25 protein-coding genes are annotated in these 26,451 nt (G+C 56.2%); 15 read left to right on the plus strand and 10 right to left on the minus strand.

The genetic code is table 11. The annotated features are described in order from the left end of the window. Positions 1-88: 88 nt before the first annotated feature. Genes M8010_RS00385 through M8010_RS00400 form a run of 4 tightly spaced genes read left to right on the plus strand, consistent with a single transcriptional unit; the run spans position 89 to position 3,928 of the window. Complete coding sequence (locus M8010_RS00385) at positions 89-682, plus strand: TRAP transporter small permease (RefSeq protein ID WP_250086718.1); 594 nt, start codon at positions 89-91, stop codon at positions 680-682. A 34-nt stretch (positions 683-716) separates the two neighbouring features. Continuing rightward, on the plus strand, positions 717-2,000 hold the full coding sequence (locus M8010_RS00390) for a TRAP transporter large permease (protein ID WP_250086720.1): 1,284 nt from the start codon (positions 717-719) through the stop codon (positions 1,998-2,000). Between the two features lie 32 nt (positions 2,001-2,032). After that, a complete protein-coding gene (locus tag M8010_RS00395; RefSeq protein ID WP_250086721.1) occupies positions 2,033-2,473 on the plus strand; it encodes a universal stress protein in 441 nt (146 codons plus the stop codon). A gap of 42 nt (positions 2,474-2,515) precedes the next feature. Then, a complete protein-coding gene (locus tag M8010_RS00400; protein ID WP_250086723.1) occupies positions 2,516-3,928 on the plus strand; it encodes an alanine/glycine:cation symporter family protein in 1,413 nt (470 codons plus the stop codon). A gap of 14 nt (positions 3,929-3,942) precedes the next feature. Here M8010_RS00400 and M8010_RS00405 read toward each other — a convergent pair whose 3' ends face one another. Continuing rightward, positions 3,943-6,216 (minus strand): sensor domain-containing diguanylate cyclase, encoded by a 2,274-nt coding sequence (locus M8010_RS00405; protein WP_250086725.1) that lies wholly within the window; start codon positions 6,214-6,216, stop codon positions 3,943-3,945. Between the two features lie 211 nt (positions 6,217-6,427). Here M8010_RS00405 and phnD point away from each other — a divergent pair, with 211 nt between their 5' ends. From phnD to M8010_RS00435, 6 genes are all read left to right on the plus strand, one after another. Further along, the gene (gene phnD / locus M8010_RS00410) at positions 6,428-7,378 is read left to right on the plus strand and encodes a phosphate/phosphite/phosphonate ABC transporter substrate-binding protein (RefSeq protein WP_250086727.1); all 951 of its coding nucleotides are present in this window, start codon (positions 6,428-6,430) and stop codon (positions 7,376-7,378) included. Positions 7,379-7,398: 20 nt separating this feature from the next. After that, entirely contained in the window at positions 7,399-8,217 is an 819-nt protein-coding gene (gene phnC, locus M8010_RS00415; RefSeq protein WP_250086729.1) for a phosphonate ABC transporter ATP-binding protein, read from the plus strand. Positions 8,218-8,219: 2 nt separating this feature from the next. Further along, on the plus strand, positions 8,220-9,023 hold the full coding sequence (phnE, locus tag M8010_RS00420) for a phosphonate ABC transporter, permease protein PhnE (RefSeq protein WP_250086732.1): 804 nt from the start codon (positions 8,220-8,222) through the stop codon (positions 9,021-9,023). Next, on the plus strand, positions 9,020-9,835 hold the full coding sequence (phnE, locus tag M8010_RS00425; protein ID WP_250086734.1) for a phosphonate ABC transporter, permease protein PhnE: 816 nt from the start codon (positions 9,020-9,022) through the stop codon (positions 9,833-9,835). Before phnE (M8010_RS00420) ends, phnE (M8010_RS00425) begins: the two co-directional genes overlap by 4 nt. A 4-nt stretch (positions 9,836-9,839) precedes the next feature. Beyond that, positions 9,840-10,802, plus strand: a complete 963-nt coding sequence (locus tag M8010_RS00430; RefSeq protein ID WP_250086735.1) for an HAD-IIA family hydrolase — start codon at positions 9,840-9,842, stop codon at positions 10,800-10,802. Positions 10,803-10,882: 80 nt separating this feature from the next. Continuing rightward, positions 10,883-12,916: a bifunctional metallophosphatase/5'-nucleotidase gene (locus M8010_RS00435; RefSeq protein ID WP_250086737.1), complete on the plus strand. Its 2,034-nt coding sequence runs from the start codon at positions 10,883-10,885 to the stop codon at positions 12,914-12,916. 62 nt (positions 12,917-12,978) lie between these two features. Here the strand turns inward: M8010_RS00435 and M8010_RS00440 are convergent, their stop codons facing one another. The 6 genes from M8010_RS00440 to M8010_RS00465 form a co-directional block, all read right to left on the minus strand. Continuing rightward, positions 12,979-14,022: an extracellular solute-binding protein gene (locus M8010_RS00440; RefSeq protein ID WP_250086739.1), complete on the minus strand. Its 1,044-nt coding sequence runs from the start codon at positions 14,020-14,022 to the stop codon at positions 12,979-12,981. Then, positions 14,019-14,789: a spermidine/putrescine ABC transporter permease PotC gene (gene potC / locus M8010_RS00445; protein WP_250086741.1), complete on the minus strand. Its 771-nt coding sequence runs from the start codon at positions 14,787-14,789 to the stop codon at positions 14,019-14,021. The genes M8010_RS00440 and potC overlap by 4 nt, the downstream gene beginning before the upstream one ends. Continuing rightward, complete coding sequence (gene potB, locus M8010_RS00450; protein ID WP_250086744.1) at positions 14,786-15,646, minus strand: spermidine/putrescine ABC transporter permease PotB; 861 nt, start codon at positions 15,644-15,646, stop codon at positions 14,786-14,788. Before potB ends, potC begins: the two co-directional genes overlap by 4 nt. Further along, complete coding sequence (gene potA / locus M8010_RS00455) at positions 15,639-16,766, minus strand: spermidine/putrescine ABC transporter ATP-binding protein PotA (RefSeq protein ID WP_250086746.1); 1,128 nt, start codon at positions 16,764-16,766, stop codon at positions 15,639-15,641. The genes potB and potA overlap by 8 nt, the downstream gene beginning before the upstream one ends. Further along, on the minus strand, positions 16,763-17,833 hold the full coding sequence (locus tag M8010_RS00460; RefSeq protein ID WP_250086747.1) for a TRAP transporter substrate-binding protein: 1,071 nt from the start codon (positions 17,831-17,833) through the stop codon (positions 16,763-16,765). Before M8010_RS00460 ends, potA begins: the two co-directional genes overlap by 4 nt. Positions 17,834-17,936: 103 nt before the next feature. Continuing rightward, entirely contained in the window at positions 17,937-19,613 is a 1,677-nt protein-coding gene (locus M8010_RS00465; RefSeq protein ID WP_250086749.1) for a methyl-accepting chemotaxis protein, read from the minus strand. A gap of 265 nt (positions 19,614-19,878) precedes the next feature. On the opposite strand from M8010_RS00465, the gene M8010_RS00470 reads away from it, so the two are divergent. Both M8010_RS00470 and M8010_RS00475 read left to right on the plus strand, forming a co-directional pair. After that, a complete protein-coding gene (locus tag M8010_RS00470) occupies positions 19,879-21,258 on the plus strand; it encodes a CHAD domain-containing protein (RefSeq protein WP_250086751.1) in 1,380 nt (459 codons plus the stop codon). Beyond that, complete coding sequence (locus M8010_RS00475; protein ID WP_250086753.1) at positions 21,239-21,592, plus strand: thiol-disulfide oxidoreductase DCC family protein; 354 nt, start codon at positions 21,239-21,241, stop codon at positions 21,590-21,592. The genes M8010_RS00470 and M8010_RS00475 overlap by 20 nt, the downstream gene beginning before the upstream one ends. A gap of 2 nt (positions 21,593-21,594) precedes the next feature. Here M8010_RS00475 and rarD read toward each other — a convergent pair whose 3' ends face one another. After that, positions 21,595-22,485 carry an EamA family transporter RarD gene (rarD, locus tag M8010_RS00480; protein WP_250086754.1) on the minus strand — a complete coding sequence of 297 codons (891 nt, stop codon included), beginning with the start codon at positions 22,483-22,485 and terminating at the stop codon, positions 21,595-21,597. A 104-nt stretch (positions 22,486-22,589) separates the two neighbouring features. On the opposite strand from rarD, the gene M8010_RS00485 reads away from it, so the two are divergent. Together M8010_RS00485 and M8010_RS00490 are read left to right on the plus strand one after the other, a co-directional pair. Continuing rightward, complete coding sequence (locus tag M8010_RS00485; protein ID WP_250086757.1) at positions 22,590-22,970, plus strand: rhodanese-like domain-containing protein; 381 nt, start codon at positions 22,590-22,592, stop codon at positions 22,968-22,970. Positions 22,971-22,977: 7 nt separating this feature from the next. Beyond that, positions 22,978-23,709 (plus strand): sulfite exporter TauE/SafE family protein, encoded by a 732-nt coding sequence (locus M8010_RS00490; RefSeq protein ID WP_250086758.1) that lies wholly within the window; start codon positions 22,978-22,980, stop codon positions 23,707-23,709. 8 nt (positions 23,710-23,717) lie between these two features. Here the strand turns inward: M8010_RS00490 and M8010_RS00495 are convergent, their stop codons facing one another. Further along, the gene (locus M8010_RS00495; RefSeq protein ID WP_250086760.1) at positions 23,718-24,398 is read right to left on the minus strand and encodes a hypothetical protein; all 681 of its coding nucleotides are present in this window, start codon (positions 24,396-24,398) and stop codon (positions 23,718-23,720) included. A 230-nt stretch (positions 24,399-24,628) separates the two neighbouring features. Here M8010_RS00495 and M8010_RS00500 point away from each other — a divergent pair, with 230 nt between their 5' ends. Beyond that, the gene (locus tag M8010_RS00500) at positions 24,629-25,966 is read left to right on the plus strand and encodes a cyclic di-GMP phosphodiesterase (RefSeq protein WP_250086762.1); all 1,338 of its coding nucleotides are present in this window, start codon (positions 24,629-24,631) and stop codon (positions 25,964-25,966) included. On the opposite strand, the gene M8010_RS00505 is transcribed toward M8010_RS00500, so the two are convergent. Next, positions 25,931-26,359 carry a hotdog fold thioesterase gene (locus M8010_RS00505; RefSeq protein WP_250086763.1) on the minus strand — a complete coding sequence of 143 codons (429 nt, stop codon included), beginning with the start codon at positions 26,357-26,359 and terminating at the stop codon, positions 25,931-25,933. The genes M8010_RS00500 and M8010_RS00505 overlap by 36 nt on opposite strands. Positions 26,360-26,451: the final 92 nt, after the last annotated feature.

Here is a 26,451-nt window from a genome sequence, read left to right on the forward strand (position 1 = left end):
GCCGGCAATGCCCGGCGGGAAGCTGTATTAACCCCGCCCCGCCGGGGACTCCTACCGGCCGGGAGCGATTTGTTCTGGAGCGGAACCCATGTCCGAGAACTCCCCGGATCTAGAAGACGATACCGGCACCTATGAGTCCGGCCTGCCCGGGTTTCTGGGAACCATTGACGAACTCATTGCCAAGACCGAAGCCGTAATGCTCGCGGTTGGCGTGATCCTCATGGCCGTTAATACATGCGCCAACGTTATTGCGCGCTTTGTCTTCGGTGAAGGCATGTTTTTCTCCGGTGAGATCAACCGGATTCTTATTATCCTGATTACCTTTGCAGGTATTGGCTATGCGGCCCGCCATGGCCGTCATATCCGGATGTCTGCGGTTTACGATGCTATCCCCCCGAAAGGGCGCAAGGTACTGATGATTTTCATAGCCCTGTTTACATCAGTGGTGATGTTCTTCCTCTGTTATCACTCTTATGGATTCGTAGAAACCATGCAAAGCCGCGGACGAATTCTGCCGGCGCTGGGTTTTGAAATCTGGTGGATTTACATCTGGGCCCCAGTGGGCTTTGCGATTACTGGCATCCAGTACTTCCTCACCGCCATCAAAAACCTCACCAGCAAGGATGTTTACCTGTCCACCGGTGTGATTGATGGTTACGCAGATAGTGAATCGGAAGTCTGACCCCTGCAGCTGCTCTGACGAAGGATAGAAACTCATGGCGACTATAATGATGGTGATCATGATCGGGCTGCTACTGCTGGGCTTCCCGATGATGGTTCCGCTGATTGCCGGTGCGGTAGTCGGCTTTGTAATGATGTTTGATGGCTTCGGCCAGATGGGTACCTTCATTCAGCAGATGATGGGCGGCATCCGCCCCGCATCGCTGATTGCCGTACCCATGTTCATTCTGGCGGCGGATATAATGACCCGCGGCCAGTCAGCCGACCGCCTGATCCACATGGTGATGGCGTTTATCGGACACATAAAGGGCGGGCTGGCAATCAGTACAGCCACTTCATGTACGCTCTTCGGTGCGGTTTCCGGCTCGACCCAGGCCACCGTTGTGGCTGTTGGCTCACCGCTGCGGCCAAAACTGCTCAAGGCGGGTTATTCCGACTCGTTTTCACTGGCTCTGATAATCAATTCCAGCGATATCGCTTTTCTGATTCCTCCCAGTATCGGCTTCATCATTTACGGTGTTATTTCCGGAACCTCCATTGCCGAACTGTTCATTGCCGGCATCGGCCCCGGCGTCATGATTCTGATCATGTTTTCCATTTATTGCCTGATCTATGCATATATCAACAAGGTCCCCACCGAGGAAAGAGCCGGCTGGAGAGAGCGGGGAGTTGCTGTTCGTGAAGCGCTATGGCCGCTGTTCTTCCCGGTTATTATTGTGGGCGGTATTTATGGCGGCATATTCAGCCCCACAGAGGCAGCCGCTGTCTGTGTGCTTTATGCCTTCTTGCTGGAATTCGCGGTTTTCCGCTCGCTGAAGTTGCCGGACATCTATCGGATCGCCAAATCCACTGGCTTGATAACGGCCGTGGTTTTCATACTGGTTGCCGTGGGCAACGGCTTCTCCTGGATCATCTCCTTTGCACAGATCCCGCAAACAATACTGGAAGCGGTTGGCGTCAATGAAGCCGGACCGGTCGGCGTTCTGATTGCGATCTGTATCGCCTTCTTTGTGGCCTGCATGTTCGTCGACCCGATCGTGGTGATCCTGGTGCTGACACCAATCTTTGCACCGGCCATTGAAGCCACTGGCCTGGACCCGGTGCTTGTCGGGGTTCTGATCACGCTTCAGGTGGCCATAGGTTCTGCTACGCCACCCTTCGGTTGTGACATATTCACCGCCATAGCCATATTCAAACGCCCATACTGGGAAGTGATCCGCGGTACGCCACCATTTGTCTTTATGCTGGTGGCAGCAGCGGGCCTGATTATCGCCTTCCCGCAAATTGCGCTGTTCCTGCGTGACCTGGCATTTCGCTAAGGGCTGAAGAGACCAATTTCAGGGAGAAGAATATGTTCAAAAGAATCCTGGTGGCTGTTGACGGTTCCAAGTCATCCTTCAAGGCCATGGACAAGGCCATTGAACTGCAGAAACTCATGGATACCGAGATCTATCTGCTATGCGTCTACAAACACCACAGCCTGTTCGAAGCTTCGCTATCGATCGGGCGCCCTGAAGCCATGGATATCCCCGACAAGGTGTTGTCAGAGTACGCCAAGGATATAGTCAACCACGCCAAGGAAAAGGCAAAAGAAAAGGGCGCTGTTAAGGTCCGGGGATTCGTCAAGGCCGGACGCCCCTCCAGTGTTATCGTCAAGTTTGCCCAGGATAAAGATGTGGATCTGATTGTGGTCGGCACCAGGGGTACTCACAGTGACAAGGATGGCATGCTACTTGGCAGCGTGTCGCACCGCGTCGCGTCCAAGGCGAAATGTCCGGTGCTGGTCGTTTAAGAGCAACCGTTTCTTGTAAGAGCAGCCGTTTAAGGAAGAACAATGACCGCTATCGTGGATTTTCTTAACTCGATTCTCTGGGGTTACGTACTGGTTTATGGCCTGTTGGGTGTTGGTATTTTCTTCACCGTACGCCTGGGCTTCCTGCAATTCCTGAATTTCGGTGAGATGATCCGTGCCATCCGTGGCTCGCGGGAAAGCGATGTCCATGGTATCTCGCCCTTCCAGGCCCTGTGTACCAGTCTCGCATCCCGAGTAGGTACGGGTAACCTGGCCGGTGTTGCAGTTGCGCTCTACCTTGGTGGCGCCGGTGCCATTTTCTGGATGTGGATGGTGGCGCTGGTGGGTATGGCAACCGGCTACGCGGAGAGCACATTGGCGCAGCTCTACAAGGTGCGTGACGGCAAAGGGCAATACCGTGGCGGCCCGGCGGTTTATATCACCAAAGGCCTCAAGGCTCCCTGGGCGGGCAGCATCTTTGCGGTGTGTCTGATTCTCTCCTTTGGACTGGTATTCAATGCGGTACAGGCCAATTCCATTGCCGATGCCATGGAAGGTGCGTTTGGTATCCCCAAGCTCTGGGTCGGTATCCTGATTGCGGTACTGGCGGGCGTTGTTATCTTTGGCGGCCTGCGCTCCATCGTGCGCTTTGCGGAACTGGTAGTACCGTTGATGGCGGGCATCTATGTGCTGATAGCACTGGTGATCATGGCCATCAATATCACCGAAGTGCCGGGCGTGCTGATTACCATTGTGAAGAGCGCGTTCGGTCTGGAAGAAGCCGCCGGTGGCGCGGCGGGCTCCATTACCGCCGCCATGCTGAACGGTATCAAACGCGGCCTTTTCTCCAACGAAGCGGGCATGGGCTCTGCCCCCAATATCGCGGCGACCGCGACACCCGCGCCCCATCACCCCTCTTCCCAGGGCCTGGTTCAGGCATTCGGGGTATTTATTGACACCATTATCATCTGTACCGCCACAGCGGTCATGATCCTTCTATCCGGGGTGATGGAGCCCGGTTCCGGCGTCACCGGCACCCAGCTGACCCAGGATGCCATGCAAAGCCATATCGGGATTTCCGGCGCCTACTTCATTGCCATCGCAATCCTGTTCTTTGCCTTCACCTCCATTGTTGCCAACTACACCTACGCGGAAAACGCCCTGATTCATCTGGGTGGTGATAACAATATTGCTATTACGGTGCTTCGCTCCGCGGTTCTCGGGATGGTGATCTGGGGCAGCTACGAAGCCGTGATAACCGTCTTCAACGCGGCTGACGCGTCCATGGGCCTGATGGCTACAATTAATCTGATTGCCATTGTGATGCTTTCCGGCACGGTGGTGAAGCTGACCAAAGACTATCTGGCGCAACGTAAACAGGGCGAGGTGCCGCACTTCAAGTCGAAGGAGTACCCGGAACTGCACGAAAAAATTGACAGCAATATCTGGCACTAGCGAATTGCTGCTGGCTACAAGATTTCCACCCGATCCCGGCCTGCCTCCTTGGCCCGGTATAATGCCCGGTCGGCAAGGCCCAGCAGGCTGTCCGGGGAATCGCTGTACTCAGGCCAACTGGATACACCCACCGATATGGTGACGTGACCCAGGTCATTGTCTCCGTGCTTCACCGACACCGTACGAACAGCTCTGGCAAGTTCCCGGGCCTTGTCACAGGCGGCCATGGCGCTGGAGCCCGCCATAGTGATAACAAACTCTTCTCCTCCGAAGCGGCAAACCACATCGCTGTCCCGGAAGTGCCGCGCCAGTATATTCGCCACCGCCTTGAGGGCAGCATCACCGGCTTCATGGCCGTGGGTGTCGTTAAACTGTTTGAAATGGTCAATGTCCACCATCAACAGCGAAAGGGGTTGTTCACTACGCACGGCAACAGCGGATTCATGCTCGAACAACTGATCGAAATAACGTCGGTTTTTGAGCCCGGTCAGCGCATCTTCGTAGGAATATTTCTGCAATTCTTCCCGCAAGCTGATACTGGACAGCACTATCCCTATCTTCTGGACACCCTGGCTGAGTGCCTGAAACAGTCGGGCTGATCCGTAATCCGTGCCGTCTGCCGTAAATTCCTCCGGGACTTCGACAAACAGCAGAGCCATGGTCACCGGTCCCTCGGTTGCCGACTGCAGATTGATCCACAAACACAACGAATCCTCCACGCCATCCTGCCACTCAGACTGGGAGAGGCCTGAATCCACATCGTAAGGAGTCGGCACCTGGCTGTGGGATGGCGGACCGTCCGGAGTCTCGATACGGGGAAGCGACTCCGGCTCTCCGGCGTATCCCCAGCGAGTCAGCAACTCGAAGGCTCTACCCTGTTCCACTCGTTGGTAAAGCATGCCTCTCAGAGGGCTACAGAGGTCAGGAAGTCGGCGCGCCAGTATATGGAATGTCTGATTCAGGCTGATGCAATCCTGCAACTCGGCAATAATGTCATTTAGCACGCGGGTTTTCTCATTCTCGAAGGTCAGCATGCGTACCCTGGCCTGCTCCCGGCGGGCCAGCGCTTCCGCCTTTTCAGTGCGTTCGGCAACCTGTTGCTCGAGGGACAGGTTCAGCCGATACAGTGCCTGTTGTGTGCGGCCATAATGCCATAGCGAGATCATCACCACCGCGAGGGAAAAAATCAGCGTGCCCCAACTGACGGGTACCCGCCACCAGGGAAGGAATCCATGGGCAACCGCCATATCCAACACCAGTAGGCTGCAGAATATGCCGTAAGCGCCGAGTATCACCTGCTGCTCGATTTTCAGGTGGCGGAAGCGTCTTGCCACCACAACCGTGATTGCTGCAAGAGAGGCCAGCAACAGGGCATCGAACACAGGGAATGTCGCTGACAGATCCACTGCACCCGCCAGTGCCAGCCCGAGAGCCGCCACGGCGTAGACCAGATGAAACTTCCAGACCAGGTTGATCAGCCAGGGCCGGTTATCACTGAACCACTGTTCCAGCAGGAGCCCCATCGCCACTGGCAACAGATAATAGGAGCCGGCAGCCAGGTAGTCCCACAACAGTGGCGCATTCCAGAGCAACTGACTGGCCTGACTCTCTGAGAGCAGTAAAATTGCCGAGGCAAGGGAGAACAGCGCAATACTGCCGAAGCTTTTCTTTTCCGCCTGCAGCAGGGCAAAAATCATCGCAAGCAGAGCAATCAGGGCCGAGAAACCTGCGATCACCAGTGCTTCCAGGGAATTTTTCAGGATAAAGAGGGTAAGGTCGGGCCGGTTCATAATGGAGACTTCACCCCACAGACCGATATCCGTGTAATCGGAAAATACCCGGAAATAAGCCTTTTTGCCGCCAAAACCCTCAGGCAGGGGAATCGCGTGCCAGGGCCAGCCCTCGAAGCGCCCCCTGCCCTGATCATCAAAGGTTCCGTACTGATAGATCTGTTCGCCGTCCAGCCAGACCTGGACAATCAAATCCACACTGAAGATGTACAGCACTGGCTCCTGCCACTCGGTGTCCGGCAGTGTCACGCGATACCAGGCATGCTCGCGCCCGTCACGCCCGGGAGGATTCGAGGGAAAACCAATACTTTGCCATTGGCCCGGCTCATCGGTCTGAGTCCATTGCGGTACTCCGTCGTCCGTAAACGGAGAATCCCCCCAGCGATACTCCCAGCCCTCATCCAGGTCAACGGCAGCAACGGCAGCCTGCGGAGCAAAAAAGCTCAAGGCGAACAGGAAAATCAGGCTTGTGACTCTTGGGAGGTACAGCATCTGCATACAGTAAATTCGCCTGTCGCTTTAGAGTACAGTCTCAACATTATACAACACTCATAGAGGTAAGCTCGCCGGAGCCGCTAATAAACACAAGTGTTTCTTTCATCTGCCTGACGAGCCACTTCACCTTTGCACTTCCGATTTGTCACAAAACCATCACACAGTTTCCGTAGTGTCATATTCACGTCACCAACCGGACACAAGGAACTGCCCCATGAACCGAACAATGACCGCTGTCGCCTTTGCATCTGCAATGCTGCCTATAGTCGCCCATGGCGCTTTCAAACTGGATTCCCGATACCAGGACACTGACGGCGACCTTGTTGCCGATATCCCCTCTGAGGCCGAAAACCAGCAAGACCCATCCACCCTGGTATTTGCTTACACGCCGGTTGAAGACCCCGCCGTGTACCGGGAAGTCTGGTCAGGCTTTCTGGATCACCTCTCCGAGGTGACTGGCAAAAAAGTACAGTTCTTCCCTGTGCAGTCCAACGCAGCCCAGATCGAAGCCATGCGTGCAGGCCGCCTGCACATTGCCGGCTTCAACACGGGCTCCAATCCCCTTGCCGTGGCCTGCGCCGGTTTTCGTCCGTTCACCATGATGGCAGCCGCCGACGGCTCTTTCGGTTATGAAATGGAAATCATCACCTACCCGGGCTCCGGTGTTGAAGAAGTGGAGGATATCCGCGGTGGCGAACTGGCTTTTACGTCCCAGACATCCAACTCGGGCTTCAAGGCGCCTTCGGCCATTCTCAAAGCGGACTACGACATGGTCCCGGAAGTGGACTTTGAGCCTAAGTTTTCCGGCAAACACGACAACTCCATTCTGGGTGTCGCCAACAGGGACTACCAGGCCGCCGCCATCGCCAACTCAGTCCTCGACCGGATGCTGCGCCGGGACGTGGTGAGCGAAGACCAGATTACCAGCGTCTACAAGTCGCAGACTTTCCCAACCACCGGCTATGGCATCGCCCACGATCTGAAGCCGGAACTGCAGGAGCAGATACAGGAAGCCTTCTTCTCGTTTGACTGGGAAGGCTCTGCGCTGGAAGAGGAGTTCTCCAAATCTGGCGAGGCCCAGTTCATTCCCATCACTTTCAAGGAACACTGGGAGGTTATCCGCAAGATCGACGATGCCAATGGCGTGGAATACAACTGTCGTTAACCTGACCATGGCAACTCACTGTGCTTGAACTGAAACAGCTCTCGAAAACCTATCACACCGGCGACCGGGCCCTGACCGACATCAGCTTTACGGTGCCGGCGGGCCAGGTAGTGGGGCTGATAGGGCCCTCCGGCGCCGGCAAGTCAACGTTGATCCGTTGTATCAATCGTCTGGTTGAGCCTTCCGGAGGCAGCATTTCTCTCGCTAACACCGAGCTTACCTCGCTGCGGGGCCGGGCTTTGCGCAAGGCCCGCAGGCGGATTGGCATGATCTTCCAGGAATACGCCCTGGTGGAGCGGCTCACGGTGATGGAGAACGTGCTGTCGGGCCGACTGGGCTATGTGCCCGTCTGGCGCTCATTTCTCCGCCGCTTCAACGGTGATGACATCGCTCTGGCCTTTTCACTGCTGGAGAAGGTCGGGCTCGGAGAGCACCATAACAAGCGTGCGGATGCACTGTCTGGCGGCCAGCGGCAGCGTGTCGGCATTGCCAGGGCGCTGGAGCAGAACCCGGAACTGTTGCTGGTGGATGAACCCACCGCTTCCCTCGACCCGAAGACTTCGCGCCAGATTATGCGACTTATCCAGACCGTATGTCGGGAACGTAACCTGCCGGCTATCATCAACATTCACGACGTAATGCTGGCCCAGCAGTTTTCAGACCGCATCATCGGCCTGCGGGCAGGCGAAGTAGTGTTCGACGGCAAGCCGGAAGGCCTGACAGACGACGTTCTGACCAGAATCTACGGCCAGGAAGACTGGGCCCAGGTACGGCAGGACCAGTCGGGCACCGATACTGAAAAACGATCGCCCGCCATTGATGTGGCGGAGGGGGTCTAGGTTTGTCCAACACCATGCCCACCACCTGGAAGCGCCCCCCGGTTGTGCTGAAAAACCCGTTCTGGCGGCGAGTGTTCTACCTGGGTGTACTTGTCTACCTGGTACTTGCGCTGCAAACGGTCGATGTCAACTGGACACGGGTCTACGAGGGCCTGGAACGCGGCTGGCGTTTTATCGAGGGCTTCCTGCTACCGGATTTCACCACCCGCTGGACAGACATCCGTGCAGGATTGATTGAAAGCCTGACCATGACAGTCACCTCTACCGTGGCCGGCGTACTTGTCTCCGTGCCTATCGGCATTGGTGCCGCCAGAAACCTGGCGCCCGCACCGGTCTATCTCTTCTGCCGCAGCATTATTACCCTGTCACGGTCGTTCCAGGAGGTCATCATCGCCATCCTGCTGGTGGCCATGTTCGGATTCGGGCCCTTTGCCGGTTTTCTGACCCTGGCTTTCGCCTCCATCGGTTTTCTCTCGAAATTGCTGGCAGAAGACATCGAAGCCTGTGACCACAATCAGATAGAAGCCATCCGGGCAACCGGGGCAAGCTGGTGGCAAGTCGTCAACTACGCGGTCCAACCCCAGGTGATGCCAAGACTGGTGGGGTTGTCCCTGTATCGCATGGACATTAATTTCCGCGAATCCGCGGTGATTGGCATCGTGGGCGCCGGCGGCATAGGAGCCACGCTCAATACCGCCATCGACCGCTATGAATACGACTCAGCCGGCGCCATCCTTATTATCATCATCGCCATTGTACTGGTGGTTGAGTATTCATCCTCCCATATCCGCAGGTGGGTCCAGTGACGCAGGCGCAGACTCAAACCGGTCCGACCTGGCAGTTTCGCTCCGGCAAACAACAGCTGCTGCGCTGGGCCGGCTGGTTCTGGCTGGTAGCCCTGACGGTGTTCTGCTGGGAACTGATGAACCGCGACACCATCTGGGCTTTCGTCGCGGACGCTCCTGACCAGGCTGCCGATATTGGCGATCGCATGTTCCCACCTGCCTGGGGCTATGTGAACGAGCTCTGGGGCCCGCTCTGGGACACCCTTAACATTGCCACGCTGGGCACCATAATAGGCGTTGTTATCGCCATTCCGGTGGCTTTTCTGGCCGCCAGCAACACCACACCCAGCCGCCGCTTCGTCCGGCCGGTAGCCCTGCTGATCATTGTCACTTCCCGTTCCATCAACTCGCTGATCTGGGCGTTGTTGCTGGTGGCCATTATCGGCCCGGGACTGTTGTCCGGTATTGTCGCCATCGGGCTGCGCTCGATCGGCTTTGTGGCGAAGCTGTTGTATGAAGCCATAGAGGAGATCGACGTCAGGCAGGTGGAGGCGGTTCGCGCCACCGGTGCATCCGGCGCACAGATTATTGACTACGCCGTGGTGCCACAGATCCTGCCGGCATTCTGGGGTATCAGCGTGTTCCGCTGGGACATCAATATCCGCGAATCCACTATTCTGGGTCTGGTTGGTGCTGGCGGGCTTGGGCTTCAGCTACAGGCTTCCCTGAGCACCCTGGCATGGAACCAGGTCACCATGATCTTTGTGGTGATACTGATCACCGTCGTCGCCTCGGAATGGGTTTCCGCGAGAGTACGACAGGCGGTACTCTAGCTGGATGATCGACACGCACCCAACTTCGTTCAACGGCATCACGCCCACACCCGACTGGGCGTTCAGGCATTACGAACAGCTGAGACTGGGGGAAAGGCTGCCCGCTGGTTTGCCCGCGCAACAACAACCAGGCTCGCAATGGCTGGACAATCTGGCCCCGCTGATCAGCTCTTTCGATGTGTTCGTGTTCGACGCCTTTGGCGTTCTCAATGCCGGGCCAAGGGCATTTACCGGGGCCATTGCGCGGTTTCGTGAACTGCAATCTCTCGGCAAGGAGGTGCAGATTCTTTCCAATGCAGCAACCGCCACCCACCCGCGACTGGTGGAGAAATACCGGGGCATGGGTTACGTAATCGAACAGGAGCAGTTGATATCAAGCCGCTGGCTGCTGGAGCAATCCCTGGCGCACTGGCCTCGGAAAGGCCGGTGGGGTGTGATCGCGCCGGATAAATCCGACCCGGCTACACTCCCTGTCGACTGGGTTCCGATAAGACCACCCGTCACCCCCAAACTCATCAATGCACTGGACAGCTGCGACGGGCTCATCATGCTCAGCAGCGAAGACTGGAACGAACCCATGCAGGCGGCCCTCGAAAGCAGCCTGCTGCGACGCCCCCGCCCACTGGAAATTGCCAATCCGGACCTGGTTGCCCCGCGTGGCGATTGCCTGACCCTTGAGCCCGGCTTCTTTGCCCACAAAGCCGCAGAGCTTTGCAGCATCGCACCCACGTTTTACGGCAAGCCCTACGCACCTGCCTTTAGCGCGGTATTGGACCGTTTCAGCGCAGTGCCACCGGAACGCATCCTGATGGTGGGAGACACCTTACATACCGACATCCTTGGCGGCCAGAATGCGGGCATGAAAACGCTGCTGATTACCGCAGAGGGCTCGCTGCAGGGAATGAATATCAGCGAATGTATTGCAGCGTCAGGTATTGCACCAGACTTCGTGGCACCGGTCATTTAAACGTCAACAAAGCGTAAACAGGCCGTCATGCGTTGTGGGAGATTCTATATGCACGAATAATGCAAAACAGAGGATCTACCATGCGCTCAATTCTGATCACTGCCGGAATCTCCGGCACGCTGTTGTTGGCGGGCTGCAACAGCTCCGACAACGATTCCCCTGAAACGGAACAGGACGACCGGTTCACCCTGCAATTGCTCCATCTTGCCGATGTGGATGGCGGCGGCACTGCCGCCATGTTCAACGTGGACGAGTTTTCTGCCCTGGTCGACCATTTCCGCTCTGAGATGCCGGATAACACTGTTGTTGCCAGCTCGGGTGACAACTATATCCCCGGGCCTATTTTTCAGGCCAGCCAGGATACTCGCATGGATGCCGTTGTTGGAGCTGCCGGCGAAGGCCGCGGCGAGACCCAGATACAGAACCGTATGGGTATTCAGGTCTCGGCAGTTGGCAACCATGACCTTGATACCGGGCCGTCCGGATTTGCGGGAATCATCAGCGCGGACGGGAACTACCCGGGAGCACTCTACCCGTATATCTCGGCCAATGTCGACTTCACTGCAGACCCGGACACAGCCAGCCTGGTTGAAGACGGCGGACAGGAAGCGAGCGACATACCCGGAAGGATCGCCCCATCTGCAGTCATCACCGTTGATGGTGAACGCATCGGTTTCGTCGGAGCCGTGACTCCGACCCTGCCGCAGATTACTTCCACCGGCACGCTTGAAGTTTTGCCTTCCGACTACACCAGAGACGATGCCGGATTGGAGACGCTGGCAGCCAGCCTGCAACCGGAAATAGACGCGTTGCTTGATGACGGTATCAACAAGATCGTACTGCTTTCCCACATGCAGGTACTGGATATCGAGAGGGGCCTGGCTACAAGGTTAGAAGGTGTGGACATCATCGTGGGCGGAGGCTCCAATACCCTGCTTGCCGATGCCAACGACACACTCAGGGACGGCGACAGCGCACAGGGAGACTATCCGGAGATATTCACCAGCCCGGCAGATGAGCCAGTGCTTCTGGTCAACACCGACGCCGATTACAAGTATCTCGGACGTTTGCTCGTCGATTTTGACGATCAGGGCCGGGTGATCACTGACAGCATCGACCCGGCTACCAGCGGCGCTTATGCCGCCATTGATGCCGTTGTCGACCCTCTGATGACAGCGCCCATCGCTGGTGTTGTAGAAGTCGCTGATGTGATCCGCGAAATTCTTGGCGAACTTGACGGTTCAGCCTTCGGTATCACCGAGGTCTTCCTTGATGGTCGCCGGGAATTTGTACGCAGCCGGGAAACCAATCTGGGCAACCTGTCTGCGGATGCCAATCTCTGGTACGGCCAGGTGATGGTAGGCACTGATAACCCGCCCGTCATCTCGGTGAAAAACGGCGGTGGCATTCGTGCGCCAATCGGTCAGATCGTCAGCCCTGCCGGCTCCACGTCCGCGGATGATGTCCAGCTGTTACCGCCTGAATCCAACGAGTTTGGCAAACCCCAGGGCGGCATTTCCCAGTTGGATATACAGACGGCCTTCGCCTTCAATAACGGCCTGGCTCTGGTCAACATGACCGCAGCGGAGTTACATGACCTGGTTGAGGAGATGATCAAGGGAAACTTCACCCACACTGGTGGCCTGAGGGTTGAGTTTGATCCAGAGGCTAACGCCCGCTCCGATGGAGACGAGAACCTGGGTCTGGGTACAGACGGTAAGAGGGTACTGAAACTGGAGGTACTGGTTGACCCGGATGCAGCAGACGAAGCCGACCGCTGGGACCTGGTGGTGGAAAACGGAACCCTGGTCGGCGAACCCAGCCGGTCCTTCCGCGTTATCGCCCTGGACTTCCTGGCATCCTGCGCTGAAGTTACCGATGGCAGCGCAAACTGTGGCAGCGGCTGGCCATTTAACGGACTTACAGACCCGCGGTACGTTGAGTTGGCAGATCCGGATCTGGCCGAAAATGACCCGGGCTTGACGGACTTCTCTAACACGGGAGGAGAACAGGACGCGTTTTCAGAATACCTGAAGGTATTTCATCCTGATGCAGCCAACGCTTACAACGTTCCTGTGGACGTCAATGAGCGCCTGATTCCAGTTAATCCCTGATCTCACCGGCAACAAGCCAAAACCGGAGCAGGAGAATTTCTCCCCTGTTCCGGTTTTCTGGTTTACTGGCCCGACTTCAGCATTTCCCAGTATTTGGTGTACACCTGCATGGCGTCGTCACCCACGTCTTCCTGGAATTCGGCGTTGGTGAGATCTGCCGGCGCCGGGTAGCTGGTGCGGTCGTTGGCCACTTCGTCACTCAACAATTCGCGGGCGGCAAGATTGGGCGTGGCATAGCCGATTTCCTCGCTGATCAGCGCCGAGATTTCCGGTTGCATCACGAAGCTGATGAACTGGTGGGCGGCGTCCGGATTGCCGGCATTCTTGGGAATCACAAAGCTGTCCAGCCAGACAATGATGCCCTCTTCCGGGTAAACGTATTCCAGAGACGCCATGTCTTCCTTGCCCATCACCGCTTCACCATTCCAGATCATGCCGATGTCGGTTTCACCTTCCAGGTAAGGCATACGCGGTGCGTCCGAGTTGAAAGTGCGCACCGAAGGCATCAGCTCCGTCAGCTTTTCATAGGCCTCCTCGATCTCATCCGGGTCAGTGGTGTTACCGGAGTAACCCAGCACCCTGAGGCCGATATGGAACACTTCGCGCATGTCGTTGGTCAGCATAACGCGACCTTGGTATTCCTCGTCCCAGAGATCCTCCCAGGCTGTTACCTCGTCACCGTCAACGTCGCTGGCATCATAGGCCAGGCCAGTCGTGCCCCAGAGGTAGGGAATGCTGTATTCGTTATCCGGATCAATATCCAGATTGATCAGTTCCGGATCCAGCTTTTCAAAACCTTCGATCTGGCTATGATCGATTTTCTCCAGCAGTCCCTCCTGGCGCATCTTGCTCACGTAATAGGTCGAGGGCAGCGCCAGGTCGTAATCCCCGCTTTCGTCCAGCAGTTTCAGCCGCGCGTACATGGCCTCGTTACTGTCGTAGGTGGTGTAGACCACCTGGATGCCGGTTTCTTCCTCGAAGCGGTCGAGGACTTCCTGGGGCATGTATTCGGACCAGTTGTACAGGTTCAGTACTTGGGGTTCTTCCTGAGAACTGCATCCGGTCAGGGTTGCAGCCACCAGGCCAGCCAGCGCCAGTTTTTTCATCGTTTGCTCCTTGTCAGTATCCATTGGGACAGCATCAACATCGTCAGGGAAAACACCAGTAAAAGAGTGCCCAGGGCATTCACTTCGGGTTTCAGGCCCACACGCACCATCGAGTAGATGCGCAACGGCAGGATTTCATAGCTGGGGCCGCTTACGAATGTGCTCACCACCACATCATCCAGTGACAGGGTAAAGCCCAGCAGCCACCCTGCCAGAAGAGCCGGCATGATGACCGGGATAAGCACTGTCCGGGTCATGGTGAAATCATTGGCTCCCAGATCCCGCGCGGCTTCAGGCAGGCTTTCATCAAACCCGCTCAGCCTGGCCATCACCGTTATCACCACGAATGGCAGGCAAAAGGTCACATGGGCCAGAAGCAGGGATATGAACCCGAGCTGAATCCCCACCAGCAGAAACAGCGCCAGCAGGGAAATCGCCAATACGATTTCCGGCGACATCATCACCACAAACAGCATGCCCCTCAGCATTCGCTTGCCCCTGAACCGGTATCGGTGGAGAGCCAGAGCCGTCAGTGCCCCGATAATGGTAGAAACCGTTGCCGCCACCAGCGCAAGCCAGAGTGAATTCCACATGGCCTGCACCATGGCATGGTTATTGAACAGTGACTGATACCATTCCAGGCTCAGCCCACCCCACCGATAGCCGGTACGGGAACTGTTGAAGGAGAAGACCACCAGCACCAGGATCGGCAGGTACAACAGGATGTAAACCAGAGTCAGATAAGTTTTCGGCAGCCAGCGGCTCACGTTTGCGCCTCCTCACCCAGCCGTCGCTGGCTAAGCCTGTGGGCAAACAGCAATACCGCCATGGCCAAAGTGAGCAGAACGCTGGCAGCGGCACCGAAAGGCCAGTTCCGGGCATCCAGGAACTGGTTCTTGATGACATTGCCCACCAACAGGTTGCGGGAGCCACCCAGGATATCGGCCACGAAAAAAAGCCCCATGGCCGGCAGCAGAACCAGCATCACGCCCGCCAGCACGCCGGGCAGGGTCAATGGCACGGTGACGTGCAGGAATGTCGAAAGTTTACCGGCTCCCAGATCATGGGATGCCATCAGTAATTCCCGCTTAAGATCATCAAATACGGAGTACAGCGGCAGGATCATGAACGGCAGCAAGAGATACACCAGCCCGATAATCACAGCGCCTTCGGTGTAGAGCATTTTCAGGGGCTCATTAATGAGCCCGAGGCCCATCAGCGTGTTATTGGTCAGCCCGTTTGTGGCTAATAGCAGTTTGAGAGCATAGGTGCGCACCAGGGAGTTGGTCCAGAACGGCACGATCAGCAGGAAAATCAGCAGAGTCTGGCGTTGCTTGCCCAGCCCGGATAACGCCCAGGCAAAAGGATAGCCAATCAGTAGACAGAAAAAAGTGGTTACCCCCGCCATATAGAGGGAATTCAGGAAGACGTCCAGATACAGGGGGTCAAACAGTTGCCGGTAGCTGTCCAGGGTCAGTGGCAGCGAGAGGAAGCTGCCCGGGTCCCGGGTCATCACACTGGCACCCACCACCAACAGGTTTGGCGTCAATACCAGAAGCAGCAGCCAGCCCCAGACCAGCAACAGCACAGCGGTTTTGAAGGGCTGCTGAAACACTCTATGCATCCGTGGCCAGCCCTTCCGCCTCTTCATTAACTGGCTCCAGTTCCACTGGCAGCAACCACTCCCAACCATCCACCCAACTGACCCGCACTAGTTCGCCGAGTTTGTAATCAAAGGTGGGATCGTCTTCATCGAAGAATTCACTGGCCAGCACCTCGGTGCCATCCTCAAGGTGAATTACCGAATCCAGCGTGCTGCCCTTGTAGTTTCGCTCAACAATCTTGCCGGCCAGACCCTGCTCATCCTCCGGTGCCAGTACGCGAATATCCTCCGGGCGCAGCAACACACTGACCTGCTCACCTTTGCGTACATCAAAAGCCGGTTTCTGAAGGGTTCTCCGAAGGCCCAGAATGTCCACCGTGATGGCCTCATCTCCAACCGAGGCAAGGTAACCGGGAAACAGATTGGTCTCGCCCACGAAGCGCGCCGTGAAGAGGTTGGCGGGCCGCTCATAGATTTCCCGGGGCGTCCCCAGTTGCTGAACAGCGCCATCTTTGAGCACCACCACCCGGTCCGACATCGACAGGGCCTCTTCCTGGTCGTGAGTGACAAACACAAAGGTGATACCCAATTCCCGCTGCAGACGTTTCAGCTCTACCTGCATGGTGCGGCGCAGCTTGTAGTCAAGTGCAGAAAGGGGTTCGTCCAATAACAGGAGTTGTGGCCGCTTGACCACGGCACGGGCAATGGCCACACGCTGCTGCTGGCCGCCGGACAACTGGTGGGGCTTACGACGGGCAAAGTTCTGCAACTGTACCATCGCCAGTACGTCGTCCACCCGCTGGCGAATCTCGTCCTTGGGCCGCCTCTCCATTTTCAGGCCATAGGCCACGTTGTCGTAAACCGACATGTGGGGAAACAGCGCATAGTTCTGGAACACAGTATTCAGCGGGCGGTGCTCGGGAACCGCGTGGGTAATATCGTGACCGGACAGGGTCACCGACCCGGTGTCCGGCTGCTCGAAACCCGCCACCAGCCGCAGAAGCGTGGTTTTACCGCAGCCGGATGGGCCCAGCAATGTGATGAACTCGCCGTCCAGAATATTCAGGTCCAGCGAATCCAACACGGTTTTGCCGTCGAACGCCTTGGAGACGTTCTTCAATGATAGCAGGGTCTCTTTCATTCACCCGAAACGCTGTTCAAATACGCCTTGTCGGAGATGTTGGTCCACTGGCGAACCTGCTTCAGGTAATCACGCTGGGAGGTGATGATTTCGTTCGCCAGTTCGTCTTTCTCGGCTTCCTCGGCCAGCAACTTTTCCGTTGCCTCACGCAGGGCTTCAATGACTTCCGGCGGGAATGTCTTGTGGGTTACATCCGGATAGTCTTCCTTCATGCGGTCCCAGGCGATACCGCTTTCATGGGTGCTTTGCATATACATGTCATAGGCGGCGGTGCGCATGGAAACACGCAGAATTTCCTGCAGATCGGCCGGCAGCTTGTCCCAGGTTTTCTGGTTGATCAGGAACTGTACTTCCGCACCCGGCTCCTGCCAGCCCGAGTAGTAGTATTTTGCAATCTGGTGGAAGCCCATATTGAAGTCAAGTGCCGGCCCTACCCATTCCAGAGCGTCAATGGTGCCCCGCTCCAGCGCACTGTAAAGTTCACCGGGCGGAATATTGGTAACCGCTACACCTAGCTCGGACATGACTTCACCAGCAAAACCGGGGGTGCGCATTTTCAGTCCGTCCAGATCTTCCACGCTTTCAATTTCCTCGCGGAACCAGCCACCCATCTGGTTACCGGTATTGCCTCCGGGGAACGAGAGAAGGCCGTGGGGACGGTAAACCTTTTGCATCAATTCCATGCCATCGCCGTAGTAGAACCAGGCGTACTGCTCGGGCGCGATCATCCCGAAAGGCACGGTGGTGAAGTACATGGCGTTGGGAATTGAGCCTTTGTAGTAATAGGACGCGGTGTGACCCATGTCGTACTGGCCCGCTTTCACCATGTCGAAGATACCGAAAGGTGCCTTGTGCTTGTTGGAGGAATCAATGCGGAATTGCAGCCGGCCATCGGACATTTTCTCTGCCATGGCTGCCATGTTGCGGGGTGTTTCACCCAGGATCGGGGAGTTGGGTCCCCAGGTTTCCGCCAGGCGGATAGTGTAGGTTTCCTGAGCAGCCAGCGAGGAACTCGCAAGGGCAAGTACCAGGGCAAACGCAGTTCTGAATGGTTTTTTTAGTGTCATGGCTAGTTCATCTTCCGTTTTTGTTGTGGTCGATCAGATCGACTTCATCATAGCCTGCTGACGGGCTGGCGCCAAACGCAGCCTGTCAGCAACAATGTGAGGCCTATACCTTGAACTGCCCTACCAGGTCCCGCAGGCTCTCACCCAGCCGCGCCAGTTCATGGCTGGCTTCGTTGGTCTGTGTGACACCGGTGTCGCTGCGCTGTGCCGCATCAACAATACGCACCACGTTCTGGTTAATTTCCTCGGCCACCTGGCTTTGCTGCTCTGCGGCGGTGGCAATCTGGGTGACCTGATCGTGAATGTGGCCTACTGACTTTTCAATCGTGCGCAGGGCATCAGTGGCATGGTTGATACGCTCAACCGTTTCGGTGGAGCGTGTGCGGGAGGCGTCCATCCGTTCTACGGCCGCGCGGGACTCAGTCACAAAACCATCAATCATACCGCGAATCTGGTCTGCCGATTCCGCACTGCGCTTGGCCAGTTGACGCACTTCGTCTGCTACAACCGAGAAACCTCGGCCATGCTCGCCGGCACGAGCAGCTTCGATGGCGGCGTTCAGGGCCAGTAGATTAGTCTGGTCCGTGACCGCGTGAATCACGTCCAGCACCTGGGTGATTTCATCGGTTTTCTCGGCCAGATTACTGATACGGGTGGAACTTGCGTCGATTTCTTCCGACAGCTGATTGACCGAGGACTGCGCATTGGCAATCGTTTCGCCACCATCCCGTGCCAGCTTGTCAGCATCGGAAGCCGCGCTTTCCACTTCGTTGGCATTGCCGGAGATCTGCTGAATAGTAGCCGCCATTTCGTTGATTGCCGACGCAATCTGGTCTGTCTCCGAGCCTTGTTCCTGCACCGATGCACGGGTTTCAGTGGCGACACGGCTGAGCTCTTCAGCCGCAGAGGCGACCTGATCGGTCGTGGCCCCGACTTCCCGAATGGTGTCCTGAATTTTCACTACGAAGGCATTGAATCGACGGCCCAGTTCCGCCAGTTCGTCGTTACCCTCATCCGGCAGGCGATGGCGGAGGTCACCCTCACCCTCGGCAATGTCTTTCATCATGGCAATGACTTTGTTCAGAGGGTTGGTAACCGTGCGCCCGACAAAAACGCCGATAATCAGCGCAATAATCACCACAACTGCAGAAACCAGAACAAAAAAGACCAGTGTCTGTGCAATCTCTTCTTCAATATCTGCCCGGGCTGCAGCGACCACTCGTTCAACATCGGTGACATAAACGCCGGCACCAATCATCCAGTCCCAGTCAGGAATGATGGTGGAATAGGACACTTTGGGCTCAACGTTTCCGGATTCGGGATTTGGCCAGTCGTATCCGAAAAAGCCTCCTTCTTCGGCCGCGTCAAACAGCGAGCGCACCAGCTTCTGAACGTCCGGATTGGTCGTGGGCCCCTCTCGCGAGGGATCCGGTGCATAAGCCAGATTCTCCAGATCACGGGCATAGGCAAAAACATAGTTGCCACCCTCAAAGCTGATGGAACGCAGTCGATTCCTGGCCTCTTCACGGGCTTCGGCGGCCGAGAATTCCGGGTTATTCTTGGCTTCAAGAACCACGGAACGGGCCGTATCCACCAGGTTTTTCAACCCTTCTTTACGCGCCTCCAGCAAGCTTGCTTCCAGGCGTTCAAGCTCAGCCTCACCACCGCTTTTGATCTGGCCCACTGTAATCCAGGCGAGCGTGGCCGCCGTAACAACTACTGGTATAAGAACGCCCAGCAAAAGACGGGAGCGAATGCGTAGCCGGCTCAGAAAGGTCATTGGTTATTACTCCGTAAGATGTTGGATACTCGGCGCAATTATCCACAATGGCGCGCCAGGGTGTGTTCCAGTTTGTAAAACGCACGTAAACAGGCAGACTGGATCCGTGTAGCCCCTAGCCGTAACTCCTTAACGCCCTGATGTTTATTGGTGAAGGGGTTATCGGCTGAAAATTACAGTGCTTGAACCGGGTTTAGACTAAAGATTCAGGACGTGACTACCGAATGACAAAACAAGCCCCTGAAACGCCGGCCCAGAGACGCAGATGAAATACCTGTATCTGATCCGACACGCCAAATCCAGCTGGACCGACGACAGCCTTCGTGACCACCAGCGCCCTCTGAACAGCCGCGGCCAGAAACAGCTTGGCCCCATAAGCGGAGCTTTGCGGGCTGCAGGTGTTCTGGATGGCCCGATATTCTGCAGTAATGCGACCCGCGCGCAGCAAACCCTGGCCGGCCTGATACCGGACGATCTGCGCCAGAACACTCATACCGAGCCCGAGCTCTATACCTTCAACTACAAGGTGCTGATCGACTGGTTGCGCCAGAGGCGGGACGAGGACAGCATCACCCTGATTGGCCACAACCCTGCCTTGCAAGAACTGGCAGACTATCTTTTGAAACAGGCACCAGAAAGCTTTCCGACCTGCGCTTTCATGCAAATCTCGTTGCCCATAAAGCACTGGCACAAGCTCGCACCGGGAAAGGGTCAGCTGGAGCAATTCCTGACACCCAAAGATGTCAGCTACGGGCATTTCAACCGCAAACGCAAAAAGGTCCCCGGCGACGCAGACGCTCCTTTGGCCCGATATATCCCCGAAGCACTCCAGCACCAGTATCAGCGCATGCGGGATCTTGAAACCGGGGTGGTTCAGGGCTTTGACGACGAGTTCCTGCACCAGTATCGCATTGCCATCCGGCGCAGCCGCGCTATCGCGGAATCCGTCAGCGAGATCCGCGGTGACACTGAACTGCGCAAGCAGATAAAGCCGTTAAAAAAACATGCCCAGGCCACCAGCCAACTGCGCGACCTTCACGTTTTTCTTGCAGACCTGGAGCAGTGGCAGCTTGATGGGGGCACACACGCAGCACTGACCTGCTCTGGCGCGAGAAGCTATTTTGCCAACCAGGCAGACATTGAGCACCAGGCACTCGCCAGGCGAATAGCCAGCAAGAAATATCGAAAAGATATGGATGGCTGGCATCGGCTCATCACCTCTCGCCACTTTGAAAAAATAACCCGGAGGCTGACGACGAAAGACATCCAGAAAGCACTGAGCAAGCGTATGACCCAGTACAGCAAGCAGACGCGTCAGTTAGGCAGTCAGGCGCCAGACGAAGACTATCATCGCCTGAGAAAACTGCTGAAACGCATACGTTACCTGGCCGAGCTGGACAAACCTGTATTCCGTGAAATGCTCAGACAGCTGAAATACCGTCAGCAACGATTCGGTGATTTTCAGGACCTGCACGTGCAGATCAGTCTGCTGACAGGTTTCCGCGACAGCATTGCCACTGAACCCGATATGCTGGAATCCGTTGCGGGGTTGAACAGCCTGATAGGACGCCTTGAGTCGGATAAATCCGGCGTACGAGATGACATCCTAAACCTTGGAGACATTGATGGACACCCTGTTCTATGACGGCCAATGTCCTTTGTGCGCAAAGGAAATCGCTACCCTCAGAAAACTTCAGCGGGGCGACCTGGTTTTTGCCGACATCCATGTTCAACAGAATCGCAAAGGCATGCTGCCGGATCGTGAAGCACTTCTGCGCCGGCTGCACCTGCTCACTGGAGAAGGTGACTGGGTAGTCGGCCTGCCCGCCAACGTGCGCGCCTGGTCCCACACCCGCTTCGGGTTTCTCTTCAAGCCACTGCTGTGGCCTGCCGTTTATCCCGTGGCATCTCGAATCTACGAGAACTGGGCTGACAAGCGTTACGACAAGAAATATGCTTGCGGTACCTGTGAGGTTTAGTTTTAAGCCAGGCGGGGCCGGCCGGCCCAGGCCGACCAGGAATAAAGCCCCAGTGCCACCCAGATCATCGCAAAGCTCAACAGCTTTTCACCGCTCATAGGCTCGTCAAATACATACAGCGCGATAAAGAACTGGAGAGTGGGATTGATGTACATCAGAAAGCCCACGGTAGCCAGTCGCAACCGGCGGGCAGCGCCGGCAAAGAGCAGCAGCGGAATAGCCGTGACAATACCGCTGGAGACCAGTAGTAACGTGATGCTGTTGCTGTCGCTGAAATGGGCGTGGCCGGTGGAGCCCAGCCAGGCAAGAGCGAGCAATCCTACCGGCAGTAGCAGAAGGGTTTCCACGAAAAGGCCGGACAGGCCATCCAGTTCTACCTGTTTCCGCAGCAGGCCGTAAGTGCCGAAACTGAAAGCCAGCACCAGTGTTATCCAGGGCACCAGGCCCAGCAGGAACAGCTGATACAGAATCGCAATGGTGGCCAATGCGACCGCCACAACCTGCATCCGGGAGATAGTCTCTTTAAGCACCAACATGCCCAAAGCGACGTTTACCAGAGGGGTCAGGAAATAACCCAGGCTGGCCTGAAGCACGTGGCGGGTTTCTACGGCATAGATATAGACGCCCCAGTTAATGGCAATGAATACCGCACAACCGAAGACAAAGCCAAGCTTTCCAGGGCGAACCAGCGCCATTCTTACAGGCTGCCAGCGTTTAAGAAGAGTCACCACGATAGCCAGAAAAACGCAGGACCAGATAACCCGATGAATCAGCACTTCGTAAGAAGGCACTCCAGCGAACAGAGCGAAATACAACGGAAAACAGCCCCAGATGGTATAGGCTGACAGGCCGAATAAGACTCCTTTGGTCGCTTCTGGTGTAGCAGTTTTCATAGCTTCCTCATTGTCTGATGCGACAATTTAACACACCACTGATGACGCCTGCCCAATCAATGCCTTACTCTCTGTGTAATTGTTCATTATGTTGAGGAGCCACCATGAAAACTGCCCATGATCTAGTTGCCGAAGCCAAACAGGATATTCGCGAAGTGCCACTGGAGCAGGCGGATGATGCCATCAAGAAAGCCGATTTACTGCTTGATGTGCGCGACGCCGACGAATACCGGTCAGGCCATATTCCGGGGGCGGTGAACATTTCCCGGGGGCTTCTGGAGTTCAAATTTACCAACGATCCGGCATTCGAGAACCGCGATCTGAATATCGTTTGCTACTGCAAGACCTCAGGCCGCGCCGCTCTGAGCGCCCGGTCACTCAAGGAGATGGGTTACATGCACGTACAGTCTATCGCGGGTGGTTTTGATGCCTGGCAGGAAGCGGGCAAACCCATAGCCAAGCCGGAGTTACCGTCGTTCGAGTAACCTGCTTGTGACCGATCTTCCCCTGCTACAGATAATCCTCGCCAATCTGGCCCTGCTGGCCGGTTCCTGTTTGCAGGGCATCGCAGGCTATGGCATAGGCACATTGGCAGCACCGCTACTGTTTCTGATCAGCCCGATGCTGGTGCCCGCTCCACTGGTTCTCAACGCCGTGGTGTTAACCGTTTTTATGTTACTGAGGAACCGGGGGGCATTGCAGATTCGCGAGGTACGCTTTGCCATTGGCGGCGGTGTTGTGGGTATGTTTTTAGCGGGCATAACGCTGCTGCTGATCTCACCCAAAGGCTTCGAGCTTGTATTCGGCATTCTGATCCTGATCGGGGTAATGCTCAGCGTAGCTGGCCTGCGGCCAGCACTGAACGCCCGCAACAGCATTCTGGCAGGAGCCGCCTCAACCTACATGGGCACCATCACTGCCGTAGGCGGACCACCGATTGCACTGATCTACCAGAACCAGAAGGGGCCACTGGTGCGGGCCAATATGTCAGCATTCTTTCTGGTGGCAAGTTTCTTCAGTATCGCGGCCCTGGTTGCATCGGACTATCTGGGGCTGAGAGAGCTGCAACTCTTTGCGGTGACTTTTCCGGGCGTGCTGATTGGCTTCTGGCTCTCCGGCAAGCTGGTCAATCGCATGCCATTCGAAGGTCTGAGGCCGGTGATTCTGGGAATTGCCGCCATCGCCGGTATGGCAGCGCTGGTGCGTGGACTGATGTCGCTGTAATCCAGCGCTCACTCTGCCCACAAACGCGCACGAAAGCGGCTCTGTTTCCACAGTACCGCGACCCAGATGGCATGCACGTTGATCAACAGCGCCAGTATCCATTCAAAGGCATCATCCATCTCGCTGTATATCTCCGGCACCACAGCCGTGAGAATAACGGAAAGAATACCCACCGCGAGGGCCAGTTCGCACAGCCATAAAAGATGTTTTCCATTCCTGTGCCAGCGCGGATGCCCTTTGAGCGCGGAACTTATCAATAGCTGCGCGATGTAAGTCAGGGAAAAGTAGAACACCACACCAATGCGGCGGGTCAGGTTGAAACCGTCCCCCTCATGGCCCAGCGCCAGGGTGTAGGCCGCCAGCGATGCGCAGGCAACAAAGCCCAGCCAGGGAATCCAGGGGCGCCCTCGACTGGTAGCCCCCAACTGCAACAGCCAGCGGCCGTTGAGGAACCAGAACAACATGCCCAGAATCGCCGCCGGTAGCATGGTGCCTTTGAAAATGAAGTAGGCAGTGCCGTAGCGGCCGGTGCGACTTATGCTGGTGCAACTGTCCCAGTAGGGCACGCACCAGGAGATGTGGCCTTCCAGTACCGACACCGCGAAAGTAATGTGGATGGTTACCAGCGGAGTCAATGCGGCGGCCATAGCCAGCCACCACAACGGTACGCCGATTCGTGCACTGTTCATGGCGCTGTTCCCGATTCGCTGGAAATCAGACCTTCAATCTGAATGTTAGCGAGTGTGTGCTAGGCTCAAAGATATCAATATGCCACTTTTGGTTACAGCATTTGACAATATTTTAGATAGCACACGATACAATGAAGTCACATTCACTCATACTTTGGTCGTGGTGATCAGGGTATGGCCAGAGTGCAAACCAGTCAGCGTGCCATTGTCGATTCAACAGAGTATGCAGTATGCCCACGGCCCGTCAGGACATTATAGAAACAGAAGTTCCTGTATCCCAGCTGCAAATCGGGATGCATGTGGTTCGTCTGGACCGCCCGTGGAAAGATACCGACTTCCTGCTTCAGGGTTTTATCCTTCAGACTGAAGACGACGTTCTCGCCGTTCAGCAACAGTGTCATACGGTGTTCGTCGAGGGCCGGGTTAACGTCTCGCCGGAACCCTTGGAAAGATCCTCTGTAAGCAAACGGAAAACCGTCGACAAACCGGTTTCTTCTGGCCCATCGAGACACCAATCTTCCATTCCCAAACGCAAAGTCACCTACATCAACAAGGTCGACGCCAGCCGTGAAATGACCACGGCGCGGATGAGTTATACCGAGGCCAAGGCCACAGCAAAGAACATCATGTCCAGCCTGCGGCTTGGACGCACCCTGGAGATGAACCAGATTCACCAGGTAGTGGGTAGTTGCGTAGACAGTGTGCTGCGGAATGACAACGCCCTGCTGCTGCTTACCAAGATCAAGAACAAAGACGAATACACTGCTGAACACTGCATCAACGTGTCTATTCTATCGGCAGCATTTGCAAAGCATCTGGGACTGCTGGAAGGAGAGATTCGAACAGTCGCCCTGTGTGGACTGCTACATGATGTAGGCAAGATGCGCATCGACGACGAAATACTGAACAAACCCGGCGCTCTAACCCCTGAAGAATTCGCGGTGATGAAAAACCACACCACGTTCGGTCGCGATGTTTTGGCCGCCCTGCCCCGTCTCGCCCATTCGGCGGTCGACGTTGCTTACTCCCATCACGAGCGAATGGATGGCAAAGGCTATCCGCGAGGCCTGGCAGGACATCAGATTCCGCTGTTCGCCAAAATTGTGGGACTGGTGGACACCTACGATGCCATCACCAGTTCCCGGGTTTACGATAAAGGCCGGGCGTCAATGGAGGCGCTGCAGATCATCCACCGCAACAAGGGCGCGCAGTTCGATGCGGAGCTGGCAGTGGAATTTATCCGCATGATCGGCGTTTACCCGCCCGGCTCCATCGTGGAAATGGCCAATGACGAAGTAGGCATCGTGGTGGCCAGCCACCCCACCAGCAAACTTAAACCTCGCGTACTGCTGGTGCGGGATGCCAACAAGCACGCGCTTGCCACCTTCCGCGAAGTGGACCTCCTGAAAGGTACGCTGGACAGCGCCGGGCAACCCTACAAGATTGCCCGGGAAGTGCCGGATGAGAGTTACGGCATTGTGATGAAGGAGTTTATCGAGCAGGGCATTCTCAACCACAAGGCCCCCGAGATATCAGCCCCGGTCAATGACGGCCATGGTAAGCCTTGAGATACAGGTCAGTTTACCTTCCTCGTTTTCCAGCCTTATCTCCCACACCTGTGTTGTACCGCCAATATGGACGGGACGCGCAGTACCATAAACCCAGCCTTTGCTGGCTGAGCGAATATGGTTGGCATTGATGTCCAGCCCCACTGCTATCTGGTTTTCCTTGCGCAGGCAGTAGTTGGCGGCCATGCTGCCCAGCGTTTCCGCCAGCACCACTGACGAGCCACCATGCAGAATACCGAAAGGCTGCACTGTGCGTTCATCCACAGGAATACGGCCGATCAGGTAGTCGTCACCAATTTCCACAAATTCAATGCCCATAGTGGCGACAGCGGTATTTTTGCTCCCTTCGGCCATTTGCTCAAGGGTGGGAATACTTCGGGTCCAGATTGCCATTGACTGCTACCTCCTGGTTTGGGGAGCCCACGGACAGCCGCGAGCCTAGAATTCCCGAGTTTATACAGATAGGTAGCGAACGACCATAGGGG

Origin of the sequence: Marinobacter sp. ATCH36, from assembly GCF_023555055.1 — a bacterium.
Classification (GTDB): domain Bacteria; phylum Pseudomonadota; class Gammaproteobacteria; order Pseudomonadales; family Oleiphilaceae; genus Marinobacter.

Coding starts and splice junctions, on each gene's coding strand:
- M8010_RS00385 (WP_250086718.1), top strand. CDS start 89: ATGTCCGAGAACTCCCCGGATCTAGAAGACGATACCGGCACCTATGAG.
- M8010_RS00390 (WP_250086720.1), top strand. CDS start 717: ATGGCGACTATAATGATGGTGATCATGATCGGGCTGCTACTGCTGGGC.
- M8010_RS00395 (WP_250086721.1), top strand. CDS start 2,033: ATGTTCAAAAGAATCCTGGTGGCTGTTGACGGTTCCAAGTCATCCTTC.
- M8010_RS00400 (WP_250086723.1), top strand. CDS start 2,516: ATGACCGCTATCGTGGATTTTCTTAACTCGATTCTCTGGGGTTACGTA.
- M8010_RS00405 (WP_250086725.1), bottom strand. CDS start 6,216: ATGCAGATGCTGTACCTCCCAAGAGTCACAAGCCTGATTTTCCTGTTC.
- phnD (WP_250086727.1), top strand. CDS start 6,428: ATGAACCGAACAATGACCGCTGTCGCCTTTGCATCTGCAATGCTGCCT.
- M8010_RS00430 (WP_250086735.1), top strand. CDS start 9,840: ATGATCGACACGCACCCAACTTCGTTCAACGGCATCACGCCCACACCC.
- M8010_RS00435 (WP_250086737.1), top strand. CDS start 10,883: ATGCGCTCAATTCTGATCACTGCCGGAATCTCCGGCACGCTGTTGTTG.
- M8010_RS00440 (WP_250086739.1), bottom strand. CDS start 14,022: ATGAAAAAACTGGCGCTGGCTGGCCTGGTGGCTGCAACCCTGACCGGA.
- potB (WP_250086744.1), bottom strand. CDS start 15,646: ATGCATAGAGTGTTTCAGCAGCCCTTCAAAACCGCTGTGCTGTTGCTG.
- potA (WP_250086746.1), bottom strand. CDS start 16,766: ATGAAAGAGACCCTGCTATCATTGAAGAACGTCTCCAAGGCGTTCGAC.
- M8010_RS00460 (WP_250086747.1), bottom strand. CDS start 17,833: ATGACACTAAAAAAACCATTCAGAACTGCGTTTGCCCTGGTACTTGCC.
- M8010_RS00465 (WP_250086749.1), bottom strand. CDS start 19,613: ATGACCTTTCTGAGCCGGCTACGCATTCGCTCCCGTCTTTTGCTGGGC.
- M8010_RS00470 (WP_250086751.1), top strand. CDS start 19,879: ATGAAATACCTGTATCTGATCCGACACGCCAAATCCAGCTGGACCGAC.
- M8010_RS00475 (WP_250086753.1), top strand. CDS start 21,239: ATGGACACCCTGTTCTATGACGGCCAATGTCCTTTGTGCGCAAAGGAA.
- rarD (WP_250086754.1), bottom strand. CDS start 22,485: ATGAAAACTGCTACACCAGAAGCGACCAAAGGAGTCTTATTCGGCCTG.
- M8010_RS00485 (WP_250086757.1), top strand. CDS start 22,590: ATGAAAACTGCCCATGATCTAGTTGCCGAAGCCAAACAGGATATTCGC.
- M8010_RS00495 (WP_250086760.1), bottom strand. CDS start 24,398: ATGAACAGTGCACGAATCGGCGTACCGTTGTGGTGGCTGGCTATGGCC.
- M8010_RS00500 (WP_250086762.1), top strand. CDS start 24,629: ATGCCCACGGCCCGTCAGGACATTATAGAAACAGAAGTTCCTGTATCC.
- M8010_RS00505 (WP_250086763.1), bottom strand. CDS start 26,359: ATGGCAATCTGGACCCGAAGTATTCCCACCCTTGAGCAAATGGCCGAA.